This is a genomic window from uncultured Rossellomorea sp. (genome assembly GCF_947488365.1).
Classification (GTDB): domain Bacteria; phylum Bacillota; class Bacilli; order Bacillales; family Bacillaceae_B; genus Rossellomorea.
In genome coordinates, this window is sequence record NZ_CANKZT010000005.1 from 195,422 (window position 1) to 208,324 (window position 12,903).

Below are 12,903 nucleotides of genomic sequence, written 5' to 3' on the forward strand. Positions count from 1 at the left end.
CTTTACAGACTTTTATACAATATAAAGGTAATTCTTTAATGAACCCATCCAATTAGGAGGATCAGACATTCATGAACAGAAAAAATAAGTGGATTATATATGGAATCGGACTTTCATTATTACTTGGAGGATGTATGAATATGGATAATGCGAATGGTAATGGTGTGGATGAAAAGGAAAGTGCACAAAATGAAGTGGCAGCTCAGTATGAAAGAGTGCAAGATTATAAAGGTGAAGGGTACACATTAAATAATGGTGAAGAAAACGGTAAAATTGCTGAAGCTAAAAGAGAAGAAGTAGAAAAAGCGGTCAAGGAATTTTTCTTAGAAAAATATAAGACTGAGGTAAAAGTTCATAATCTAGTAGGAAATGTAGATGGAGTGACGGTATTTGTAGAGTCGACAGGACCTGTCCATTTTTATTCTTATGCCATTGTTCCAATCAACCAGAAAACTAAAGAAATCATTTCCGAAGAAGTAAGGTCCCAGGAAGATGTTGTTGAAGAAGGAATTCGAGAAGGTTTGTATAGACTGATTTTCGAAGATGAGTTTATTAATCTGGATAATTATCTTGATGGAGTTGTATCCGAAAAAGAGGTAGTGGGTAGAACTGTTGAATCACTTCAGAATGTTGGCGGATCAGGTTTCATGACTCCCTATTATTCGATTACTTCATTTAATGGTGATGAGGCAATACAGCCAGTGTATGATTTATATATGGAAAATTCGAATACCAACATAGAAGACCTGAAAAATGCATTCGATAAAAAATCATTTGATGAACAATATATAAACATTAATATTATTCTATTTATGAAAGAGGATAAAGTATCTCCGAGTAAAAGTATTCTAGATAAAGTATCAAATGATTTAGAAAAACTGAATTCAATTCCTAATGGGACTTATCAAATCATAATCAATGATAATGGTGTACACAAAGAATCATCTGAGGGATATAAGGATAATTCAATAAAAACTGAATTAATTAAATCTAAATAAAGGTGATTTGGGATATGACTAAATTACAAAAACCACTTATACAAGAAGTAAATAAAATTAATATGGATAAAGATTTAGTTGAATTAGCTGGGTTAGTTGCTTATGAGCATCCAAAAGTTACTGACAAAGTAACCGTTAATGGTCATGACTATAAGGTCATAGACACAATGTATGAACACCCATCAGGACTTGATGCTCTAACAGTCGAGAACTTTAAGACAAAAGAAATTTCAGTAATTTATGTTGGTACAGATGCAGGTGCTGTAAACGGGAATCAAGATTTATTAACAGATGTCCAACTTTTAAGCGATTTGACACTCCCCCAACTGGAGGCAGCGGAAAGTTATCTCGCAAAAGTAGATAAGGAAAGTAAAAATAAAGGCGGAGTGAAATACGCCACGGGAAACTCTCTTGGTGGTCCATTAGCAACCTACGCCGTCAGAAATCGCCCAGATATTAAAGCAGTTACCCTAAACCCGGCACTTCTTCCAAAAGGGGTGATCGATCCTAACAAAAGCTACGACAACATCACCAATTACTTCACCAACTATGACGTCTTAACCGGAACTCTCATTGCCCTGAATCTTGATTCGCGAATTCCAGGAAAGAGATACGATATTTCGACAGGGATACCGGTGATCGGCGAGAAGTTCAGTATCCTGACAAACAATCATACGGGGTATACCGATGGTGGGAAATACGTAATTGGTCTAGATGGGGAACCTGGTTACGGTGAAATCCATGTTGAAGCCGATGCCCACATCATGACTAGCATCTGGACGGGGGAACCCCTCTATGGCGGTCATTCGGAAAGGATCGAAATCAATCGTGAGAATCTTAACCTGTTGGCTGAGGCCCTGGCAGGTGATGTCACCACAAGGTTGGGGTATGCCAGGGATTACTTGATCCATTCACAGGAAATCGCCCAGCATGAGGGAGACCGGTACTCCGAGCGGTTGAGCCGCCTGCAGATGATCTTTGAGGATTCCTTCGAAAATTTGATCGGGAACCCTTTATTCATAGGCATCACGACGACGGGACATCGTTTGACCTCGGAGATCGACCATCTTATTTCTCTTTTGAATATGGCTGAAAACGCCAGTAAATCTCTCAATGGTGTTTTGAATTCCCCACCTGTCGAACTCGTGGAGCACTTATTCAACCGAAGCGTCAGTGTCGAAAGTATTTTCGGTCAGGCCCGGAATCAGCTGCTTGAATTCAAACAGGAGATTACCAGTTTGACAGGATTCCTGCAGAACATCCTTCATAAAGAAATTCCTGAGCTATTTAGCGGGGGGAAAGAAACCTTGGAGGATCTTCTTGTGAACGAGATGCTGGCACACTATAAGATTATCAACTTCAATAGTGCGCAGATGAATAGTCACATAGCGGAATTTCAGAGTCAGGTTGGGGACCTTGCAAAAAACTTTGGAGAACGTGATTCTTCTTTAAGTGCAAGCATTTCAGGGGGGGCCTCGGTTCAACATGAAGTAGTGATGCCGAAGAAGAACGACTACGTGCTGGAAACGTCTCATCACATGCTTATCGGTATGAAGGTGAAAGAGATCTACCTGGATGGATCCTTTGAAGCTTTCAAGGGAGTTTCACACCGTTTTCTATTGCCGCTATTGGGAGGTTTGACTGGGCTTGCTTTTGCCATCGAAAACACATTGGAGGTCATCTCCGCTCAAATCAATGGTGCCATGAATATTGCCCTAAGTGGGACGGTTCCTGGAAAGCTCATCAGCATCTTCTCTGATTTCGATGACAAAATCCGCTCGTACGTTTCTTCCGCACTGGAGCCGATCGATGAGTTGGCTGCGACCATTGAAGGACTCCGAGACGGATTGACCCGATTGACGATTGGATTCCCGGCGTTACTGGACAGCTTCAGACCTTATATCGACTCGGCGATTTTTGATTTGACGAGCTACTCCAATATCCATATTTACAATGTATCGGCCATGGCCATCCATGAAGAAATGGAAATGCTCTTTGACGACATCGTCCACCAGCTCAGTCAACATAAAGGAAATTCGATTGAAGCATTATGTGAAATTTCACAACGAGTGAAAGATAACATGATCCAACTTCGTCAACAAGTGGATCGTGTGACATTGTAGGAACAAGGCATCCGCTTGTTCCTATTTTTTTTTGGCTCTTTTGCAATCGGTAGATGAGAAACGTCGACTTGAATGATTGCTGCTTCCGGGCGCCCCGACAAAGAAAATTTGACACGAAGGATCAATTAATCGTAATGAGGATCAATAAATCAAAATCAGGATTAATAATCTCAAAACAGGATTGAAAATTGCCCAATCCGGATCGATTTATCTGCGAGAGGGTTCCGTATCAGGGGCAAAAAGCCATACCGGCCCCCGCCAATCCGTTCAGCTTCCCCCTCCAGCTGAAAAAAAGACAATCTTAAGTCATTTTCCGTCCATAAGCATATAAAATATAGCCGTTGGACCTTCAATTGAGCAAAGTCTCAACCAAGAGAGTGAACCTGCAGTGAAATTATCTACTACGATAAAGCGGTCGCTATGTTTACGTTAATAATAGGTAAAAAATCCCCCTTTTGTCATATAGCCACTCCTTTGAATTTATTGTAAAATAAAAAAGACAGAAAATTGCAAGCGTTTGCACTAGTTCGAAATAACTACATTAATATTGATCTCACATTTTTTTAACTCTTTGTGCAAACGTTTCCACAATCATCAAGAGCACTTCTATTATTCTATTAATCCAATTTAAGAGGGGGAAAACATGAATGGGAAATAAGACAAAGCGTCGATTCTCGATTTTTATGACTTTGATGATACTCATCAGTCTGTGGTCACCGTTTGCACCGGCAGCTTCTGCTGTCGCGGATGGAAATACCACGACTGACGCAGCTGATACGGGTGAACGCACAGTACGCTTCACATATGAGCGTGAAGACCAAACGTATGACGGCTGGAATATATGGGCCTGGAACACAGGAGTAAAGAATGATCAAATCAACTTTGACTCCTATGAAAACGGAGTGGCGGTAGCGAACATTGCCGTTGCACCTGAAACAGAGCAATTCGGTTTCGTTCTTCGCAGTACCGAGGACTGGAATACGGCGGAGAAGGAGTTTGGCGATCGTTTTATAAAAGTGAACAAAAACGACACCCTCACCAAGGCGTACATAACAAGCGGTGTCGAGGAAATCCGCATTGTGCCTGATGGATCGGCCCCGGTCATCGATCAGGGGAATGCGACGTTCTATTATCGTGATAAAGAATTGTTCGCAAACGATACGATGGATTCAATCGAAAAGGTAGAGTTGAAGTACAACGGGGAAACAAAGGAAATGACGTATGAACCAGAGAATGAGAGATTCGTTCTATCATACGAGAACATTCCGAATGGAAAGAACCCGTACTCATTCCTGGTCACAAAAGACGGTGAAACGACAGAAGTAAGTGACCCTTACAATTCAATGGACGGGCAATCATTTCTTGATTTCCAAAAAGCTGATCTGACGGTTACTGGTTCAGTGGCTCCAACTGCTGTGGACTATAATGAGAACGCTGTCTTGACGGTTGATGTAGCTGGACTGACAGAGGATGTGAAAATCCAAAAGATCACGGCAGATGTTTCTTCACTTGGCGGATCAGAGAAACTTGAAATCGATCCTTCATTAAAAGAAGTGACATTAGCCGTCGATGATGACATTACGGCAGGGACGAAAACGATTCCTCTGACCGTAGTGGATTCATACGGGAACTATTATGAGGGAACGACTGAAATCGAAGTAAATGCAAGACAGTCTGTCGGCGATTCGGATCTTGATTGGGATGAATCTATTATTTATTTTATGCTGACAGATCGATTCTTCAATGGGGATACGTCGAATGATGATCCTTACAATTTGAATTATGATCAAAGCAAACGCGGTACGTACCAGGGTGGAGATTTCAAGGGAATCACGGAGAAACTTGATTACCTTGATAACCTTGGCGTGAATACGATCTGGATCAGTCCGGTCGTTGAAAATATTAAGTATGATGTCCGTTCCGTTGAAACAAACGGGGAATCGGATCAGCCTTATTTTGGTTACCACGGCTACTGGGCGAGTAACTTCGGTGAGCTGAATCCTCACTTTGGATCAATGGAGGAGTTCCATACCTTAATCGATGAGGCACATGACCGCGGCATTAAAATCATGGTCGATGTGGTCTTGAATCATACGGGGTATGGGTTAAAAGAGATCGATGGTGACTTAGCCACCGATCAGCGTCCACCAGGTTACCCGACGGATGCAGAACGCAACAAGTACAGCGACATCGTACGCCAAGGCAATGTTGGCACGGATGAAGTTGTCGGAGAACTAGCAGGATTACCAGACGTCATCACGGAAAATCCAGAAGTCCGCCAGCAAATCATCGATTGGCAAACGGATTGGATCGAGAAAGCGACAACGGCAAAAGGGAATACGATCGATTATTTCCGCGTCGACACTGTGAAACACGTGGAAGATGCTACGTGGATGGCCTTTAAAAACGCCATCACGGAAAAAATGCCTCAGCACAAGATGATTGGTGAAGCTTGGGGAGCAAGTTCAGACAATCAGCTGGGATATCTTGATACCGGAATGATGGACTCCCTTCTGGACTTCGGTTTCAAAGGTATAGCTAAAGATTTTGTAAACGGCGACCTGAAAGCAGCCAATGATAAGCTGACGGCACGAAACGGAAAGATTGATAACACGGCAACACTCGGTCAATTTTTAGGAAGTCATGACGAAGACGGCTTCTTGTATTCGTTAGGCGGAGATGAAGGCAAGCTGAAAGTGGCCGCTTCACTTCAGGCAACGTCGAAGGGGCAGCCGGTCATTTATTATGGTGAAGAACTAGGGCAAAGCGGTGCAAACAATTATCCTCAGTATGATAACCGTTATGATTTTGCCTGGGATGATGTAGAAAATAATGACGTGTTAGAGCACTATACGAAGATTTTAAACTTTAGAGGGGCACATTCCGATGTGTTTGCTAAAGGGGAGAGAAAGACTGTCGGTGGTTCGAATAGCGATAAATTCCTCGTATTCTCCCGTGACTATAAAGAGGACTCTGTCTACGTTGGGTTGAACGTGGCGGACGAAGCGAAAGAGATCACGTTGACAGTGGATTCTCCGGATGCAGTCGTGACGAATGCGTATTCCGGTGAGACATTCAATGCTGACGGAGGAAATGAGATTACGATGACTCTACCTTCCAAAGCAGACGGCGGTACCGCATTGCTGACCGTTGAAGGCGGTAAGATTACAGGTGCTGAAGCTGGATCAGGTTCAGGGGGAGAAGATCCTGAAGTAGAGCCGGTTCCGGAAAACAACATCCGCATCCACTATAACCGTACCGATGGAAATTACGAAAACTACGGTGCATGGCTATGGAATGACGTGGAATCACCATCGGCAAACTGGCCGACAGGTGCTACCATGTTTGAAAAGACCGACAGCTACGGCGCGTACATTGACGTACCACTTGCTGAGGGTGCGAAAAACATCGGCTTCCTTGTAATGGATATTACAAAAGGCGATGCCGGTAAAGATGGTGGAGATAAAGGATTTACGATCCCTTCACCTGAGGTAAACGAGATTTGGATCCAACAAGGATCGGATAAAGTGTATACGTATGAGCCGGTTGATCTGCCGGAAAACACGGTGCGTATTCATTATGAGCGTGAAGACGGGAATTATGAAAACTTCGGTTTATGGACGTGGGGAGACGTGAAGAATGCCCCTGCCACGTGGCCGGCAGATGCCATTGATTTTACGAAAAAGGACCGTTATGGTGCTTACGTAGATGTTGAACTTAATGAAGGTGCTAAAAGCCTTGGATTCCTGGTAGTGAATGAAGCTACGGGAGAGAAAGATGGCGGAGACAAGTCCTTCAACTTACTGGATAAATATGATCATCTGTGGGTGAAGCAGGGTGAAGACAATGTCTACATTTCCCCACATGGCGACGTAGCAACGGGACTGATTTCTTCCGAGGTCATTTCTGACGATACGATCCGTCTGAACTTCACGATGACAGATGGTTTGACAGAGGAAGCGTTATTGTCCGGTTTAGCCATGAAAGACAGTGCCGGATCCGATGTGACAGTGGAAAGTGCTGAAATCACCGGAGACAAAACAGTGGAAGTAAAAGCTGATTTTGACCTGGAAAAACTGCCGTTATCCATCACCTACTCAGGCAGAACCGTTAAAGCGGCAGCTGGCTGGAGACTGATCGATAACAAGTATGCCTATGATGGTGACGACTTCGGTGCCACATATAATAAAGGAAACGCGACCTTAAAACTATGGGCACCGAAAGCAAGCAAGGTAGTCGCGAACTTCTTTGATAATAAAGATGCCGCAAAACCAATCGGCAGTGTGGAACTGACCCTTGGTGAAAAAGGTGTCTGGTCAACAGACGTAAAAGCGAATGACTTAAAGGTGAAAGATTTGAAAGGTTACTACTATCAATATGAAGTAACCAATGACGGCATAACGAAAAAAGTATTGGATCCTTACGCGAAATCAATGGCTGCTTTTACAGTAAATACAGAGGGTAAAGCTGGGCCTGACGGCGATAATGTCGGGAAGGCAGCGATCGTCGATTTAACAGGAACCGATCCTAAGAAATTCAGTCATGCTTCCATTGATGGCTATGAAAAACGTGAAGATGCGGTCATTTACGAAGTCCACGTCCGTGACTTTACGTCCGACCCTTCAATTGAAAAAGATTTGAAGAAGGAAAGATGGGGCACCTATGACGCCTTCATCAAAAAGCTTGATTATATCAAGTCAATGGGTGTGACACACGTTCAACTGCTTCCCATCATGGCCTGGTACTACGGCGATGAAACGAATATGGGCGAACGGGAGCTTGAGTATTCAGCGGGAGGAAATGAATACAACTGGGGCTATGACCCTCACAGTTATTTTTCCCCGGATGGTGCGTATTCACAGGATGCCACTGATCCACAATTACGAATCGAAGAAACGAAGCGATTGATCGACGCGATTCATGACAAGGGTATGGGTGTCGTCCTCGACGTGGTCTACACGCATATGGCTAAAACAAGCACACTGAACGATATCGTTCCAAACTACTATGCGTTCCAGGACGACAAAGGAAACTTCCTTGGAGGTTTCGGAAACAACCTGGCAACCAACCATACCATGGCTGAAAAGCTGATGGTCGACTCAGTGAAATACTGGTTTGACGAATACAAAATCGATGGTATGCGATTCGATATGATGGGCGACGCAACCTACCCATCCATTCAAAAAGCCTATGACGCAGCGGCTGAAATCAACCCGGATGCATTGTTCATCGGTGAAGGCTGGAGAACATTCGCCGGTCACTTATCCGATCCTTCATTAGAAGGAATGGGAGCGGATCAAGATTGGATGGACAAAACCGACGACGTAGGAGTCTTCTCAGACGAAATCCGTAATGAACTGAAATCCGGATTTGGTTCAGAAGGGGAGCCGCGATTCCTGACAGGTGGGGCACGCGACATTAACACGATTTTTAACAACATCAAAGGACAGCCTGGAAATACGGCAGACGACGACCCGGGCGACATGGTCCAATACATTGCTGCACATGACAATTTGCCTCTATACGATGTCATTGCCCAATCGATCAAAAAGGACCCGGCAATCGCGGAAAACAATCTGGAGATCCACAAGCGAATCCGCCTTGGTAACTCCATGATTTTAACATCACAAGGAACGGCCTTTATCCACGCTGGCCAGGAATACGGAAGAACCAAGCAATGGCTAGGGGAAGGCGTACCGGAACAGAAATATCATGAGTTGGAAGACGAAGAGGGCAACCCATTCGGTTACTTCATCCACGACTCATATGATTCATCGGACGCCATCAATAAGTTTGACTGGGAAAAAGCAACGAATAAAAAGAAATACGAAATCAATACAACAACCAGAGAGTATACAGAAGGTTTGATCAAGCTAAGAAGATCGACCAATGCTTTCCGATTGGGTGAGAAAGAGCTGGTTGATCAGAATGTATCACTGCTTGACTTGCCTGAAATCCAGGATACAGACTTGTTGCTAGCTTACAAGAATGCATCTACAGATGGTACGGGTGAGTACTACGTATTCGTCAATGCGGATAGCGAAGCGCGTACCCTATCGGTGGGTGACTATGACTTCTCTAAAGGTAAGGTTGTAGTAGACAACGACGAAGCGGGAACTAAGCCGGTTTCTAAGAAGTCTGGCTTTACATTGACCAAAGATACTTTGACTTTGGATCCTTTGACCACTGTTGTGATCAAGGTGGATGAGAAGGGGAAGAAAAAGAAGCAATAGTATGATAGAAATGGATAAAAACAAACAACCTCAACCCTGAGAGAAAGGGTTGGGGTTTTGTTTAGGATTGAGACTATTTAAAAAAGTGTTGCAGAAAGAAGAATCCAGCCAGTGTCATTTTTAAACAAACGTATGATTGATTGCTGAATCTCTATAAGTAATGGCACAAAATCAACTTAATAAACGTTTGTTTAATATTGAAAACATCTTAGCAACGGAAGGAAACATCGACACGATGGTTATTTTAAAAACCAAACCTTTGAAGTTCTTTTTAACGGATTTATTATCTCGTATAAATCGGTCATCTGTAATATAATAGACTTATATGTTCTTTAAAAAGAACAAGAAATATCTTGTATAATGAACAGGGAGGTCCATTCCATGAGGCAACTTCTTCTTTACATCGCAATTATAAACCTCTTAGATGCATTTCTGACCATGTATGGGCTACATTTCGATTACATGACAGAAGCCAATCCTTTAATGAATAATCTTTACTCCGCCAGTCCCTGGTTATTTCTCCTATTGAAAGGTGGGCTTTCTCTCTCCTTATTTATTCTTCTTTACAAACTCCATCCGGATAAAAAGTTTTCTAATGTCTTACTCAGTGTCTCAGTCATTGCGGCAGCCTCTTATAGTTTTACCTGTATGATGCATGGTTATTGGCTAATGGAGGTTATCTGAACTGAAGGGCGGAGACGAGACCCGGGACAGCTATAACGTCTCATTCACATAGGGGCGAATGACTATGTACTTTCTCTTCTATTTGGAGTCGCTTGATAGCCAAAAAGAAGAGAGCGAATTAGTTTTCCGGACAATAGGAGAGGCTTGTTGTCCCTAAACAATGATCCGGGACACCGGACCTGTCCCTCCGTCCCTTAACAACCCAATGTTATTATTGGTTTCAATAATCGAAGAATCGTTTATATGCCTGTAACGAATGCTTTCCTTCCATACATAGTCAGAAGGAGTGCTACTTTCCTGTTCCTCCTGAAATAGATCAAACTGATGATCACAGTACCGGTAGATCGTCCGGTCGGTCCTTTTTCTGGCATTTAAGGCAATGATGAATTTCATGATGGCACCCCAAATCCCTGTATAGCTCATATTCTTGATCGGGCTGCTTGTGAACTGATGAATCGTAAGGGTCCGGCCATCACGAAAGGTAATATCAGATGTAACGGACGAAGCCGAATGCACATCGCCTGATAAGATGATGCAGTCACTTGGGTTCCAGGCTAATACCTGATGAAGGAAGTCGCTAAAGCCTTTCCCGTTGTATTTCCATGCTTCTAAATCAAAGTCGCTTTGGACAGGTAAACCAAACGTCCTCAGTGGAAGCATATAGTCATGTAGAAAGTTTTCAATTAATCCGATTCCGTAAAGGGGAGCAGGGGATACAAGGATTAAGGGCTCACCTTCATTCCAACCAGACGCGGTCAGTTTAGTGGAAATCCTGTACCATCCCTCCTGATTAATAAGGTTTGGACTATATCTTTCTTCATCTATTCGTCTTCCTACCTTCACAGGCTTTGGTTTATTCACATAACCGCGCTGGGTCCTTGTATCAAGAAATACAGCCTTTGGTGCAGTGGGGGCGGTGAAATGCCAAGATTCATAGTTCCATAGAGCCTGTACCCAGTTGGAGTGGGGGAGTGAACCGGGATGAAAAGAGTCAAAGTAGGTTTGCATGGTTTGACCGAAATGGGTAAACGTATCGGGCTCATTTCCCCAGCCTTGAAAAAGCCAATAGGATGCCAAGCCGTTACTAATGACATGTCTTCCTAAAGGAGCGTTCCAAACGCTCGTTTTCCAATCCTGTGTCAGGTTCCAATCATCTGTCATATCGTGGTCATCAAACATCATATAGGTCGGGGTATTGGCCAGTACTCTTCTGACAGAATACAAGGCTTCCTCCAGATGAGCCAGTTCTTTCATCTGCTTTTGGTAGCGGTCTTGAAGCCGCCGATATTCCGTTTTATGCTCTTTGCTTTGACAATCCTTAAAAGCGAAATAGACTTCATTCTTATCAACTGCTTCTTGAAAGGTATCGAACATCTCTTCCTTATGTGCGAGCCCCCATAATGAGGGACTCCACGACAAAATATACATGGCTGCATAGTCACTCAAGCTTAACAGATGATTTGCCGCTTTTCTGGAAGTGAATTTGCAAAAGTGTTCCGTCATATATTGCCTGCCATTGATTTGTTGAAGTCCCTGTCTAAAAGGCTCTTCTTCTAAGCGAGGGTCGACGGCACATAGGTCTTCCTCTTGTCCCACCAGCTCTTTTCCGAACCTTGTTATGATTTTAAAAATGGGATCTGCCACATCATCAGCATATATTTGATCTCCCATTAAAAATAGAGAGGAAGGTCTGTCAGTACGAATATAAGACGATGCAATGACATGATCTGCTGCTGACAACACATCCGCACCCTCCCCGTGGAGCTTTCGACATGAACCGTATAGAATATTCGATGGAGTTCCTTCGTTAATATAAAAGGTAGGGTAAGCGAGATTTTCGTAGACAATCGAGTGTGGATGAGTAGGGGAGAGTAAGTCGAAGCTGCCCAGGTCCAGTGTTCCATTACTATTATCAAACAATAAATTGTATCCTAATAACTTATTTGTAGGAAAAGATCCGGTTTGTGGAAAAACGTTTATTAAACTTATATATAAGTTCTTTCCGGCTTGTACCGTTTTCGTCTCAGTTTCACAGGCTATGCTCGTATAGTCGAAACATTGAGATTCGTTACCCTGTTTTATCTTAAATAACTCCGCTTTAATACCATATGGTTTGCTCAATGCAATCCAAATAAAAGCTTGTTCAGGTTCTACCCGACGAACAATCGGACCGCACAAAATCGTTGGAAGCTCCATGAATCCATCACCTCATTCATAATCTACTACTATCGTATTCAACTCATAAAGATAGTGTGTAAACAAGCTTAAGCCTGAAAAAGAGGTCCGTCCCACATCGCTTTAAAGCGATGAGGGACGGACCTCTTTTATGAAATTATTGGGTGCGTGCAAAATTAAATTTGAAAACCGGAATTGATACTACAATTTAATGAGGAAGAAGAATTGAAGGGGAATCTTAGTTGCTAATAGTTTAAATATGACGATGTAGTGATACTTTACTGAATTCTTCAATATGGGAGAGCAGGAGGGCCTTGTAGTTATTAAAAGAATTAAAAAAACACCATTTTGGAAGGATTAATGAATTTCCTATTGATATAAGATTTAAAAATGTGGTATATTCTTTTTCGGCTTACAAAAATGGTAAGCTTAGTATGGCAAAAAAAGTTCTCGTTTTTTGTTAACTAGAAGTTGACTTCTACGAAATTAGCTGATATAGTTATACATGTCCTTAAGCGGGACGTTAAGAAAATATGGCCCATTGGTCAAGCGGTTAAGACACCGCCCTTTCACGGCGGTAACACGGGTTCGAATCCCGTATGGGTCACCAATTTGGAGGATTAGCTCAGCTGGGAGAGCATCTGCCTTACAAGCAGAGGGTCGGCGGTTCGATCCCGTCATCCTCCACCA

The 12,903-nt window shown here is 43.0% G+C and carries 5 protein-coding genes and 2 tRNA genes; 6 read left to right on the top strand and 1 reads right to left on the bottom strand.

Features of this window, described 5'->3' with window-relative positions; genetic code table 11:
- Nucleotides 1-71: 71 nt before the first annotated feature.
- The 4 genes from Q1B03_RS17795 to Q1B03_RS17810 all read left to right on the top strand — a co-directional run bounded on the left by Q1B03_RS17795 (nucleotide 72) and on the right by Q1B03_RS17810 (nucleotide 10,038).
- Nucleotides 72-998 (top strand): DUF1672 family protein, encoded by a 927-nt coding sequence (locus tag Q1B03_RS17795; RefSeq protein ID WP_299744527.1) that lies wholly within the window; start codon nucleotides 72-74, stop codon nucleotides 996-998.
- A 14-nt stretch (nucleotides 999-1,012) separates the two neighbouring features.
- Nucleotides 1,013-3,121, top strand: coding sequence for an SA1320 family protein (locus Q1B03_RS17800; RefSeq protein WP_299744530.1), 2,109 nt, complete (start codon nucleotides 1,013-1,015; stop codon nucleotides 3,119-3,121).
- A 647-nt stretch (nucleotides 3,122-3,768) separates the two neighbouring features.
- Nucleotides 3,769-9,354, top strand: coding sequence for a pullulanase (locus Q1B03_RS17805; RefSeq protein ID WP_299744533.1), 5,586 nt, complete (start codon nucleotides 3,769-3,771; stop codon nucleotides 9,352-9,354).
- A gap of 381 nt (nucleotides 9,355-9,735) precedes the next feature.
- The gene (locus Q1B03_RS17810) at nucleotides 9,736-10,038 is read left to right on the top strand and encodes a DUF5658 family protein (protein WP_299744536.1); all 303 of its coding nucleotides are present in this window, start codon (nucleotides 9,736-9,738) and stop codon (nucleotides 10,036-10,038) included.
- Between the two features lie 153 nt (nucleotides 10,039-10,191).
- Here the strand turns inward: Q1B03_RS17810 and Q1B03_RS17815 are convergent, their stop codons facing one another.
- The gene (locus Q1B03_RS17815) at nucleotides 10,192-12,234 is read right to left on the bottom strand and encodes a hypothetical protein (protein WP_299744538.1); all 2,043 of its coding nucleotides are present in this window, start codon (nucleotides 12,232-12,234) and stop codon (nucleotides 10,192-10,194) included.
- A gap of 514 nt (nucleotides 12,235-12,748) precedes the next feature.
- Here Q1B03_RS17815 and Q1B03_RS17820 point away from each other — a divergent pair.
- Together Q1B03_RS17820 and Q1B03_RS17825 are read left to right on the top strand one after the other, a co-directional pair.
- Nucleotides 12,749-12,823, top strand: a tRNA-Glu gene (locus tag Q1B03_RS17820).
- A gap of 4 nt (nucleotides 12,824-12,827) precedes the next feature.
- Nucleotides 12,828-12,903 (top strand) — tRNA-Val (locus Q1B03_RS17825).

Bases quoted from the DNA above. Each gene is read 5' to 3' on its own strand.
- Q1B03_RS17795 (WP_299744527.1), top strand. From the start codon at position 72: ATGAACAGAAAAAATAAGTGGATTATATATGGAATCGGACTTTCATTA.
- Q1B03_RS17800 (WP_299744530.1), top strand. From the start codon at position 1,013: ATGACTAAATTACAAAAACCACTTATACAAGAAGTAAATAAAATTAAT.
- Q1B03_RS17805 (WP_299744533.1), top strand. From the start codon at position 3,769: ATGGGAAATAAGACAAAGCGTCGATTCTCGATTTTTATGACTTTGATG.
- Q1B03_RS17810 (WP_299744536.1), top strand. From the start codon at position 9,736: ATGAGGCAACTTCTTCTTTACATCGCAATTATAAACCTCTTAGATGCA.
- Q1B03_RS17815 (WP_299744538.1), bottom strand. From the start codon at position 12,234: ATGGAGCTTCCAACGATTTTGTGCGGTCCGATTGTTCGTCGGGTAGAA.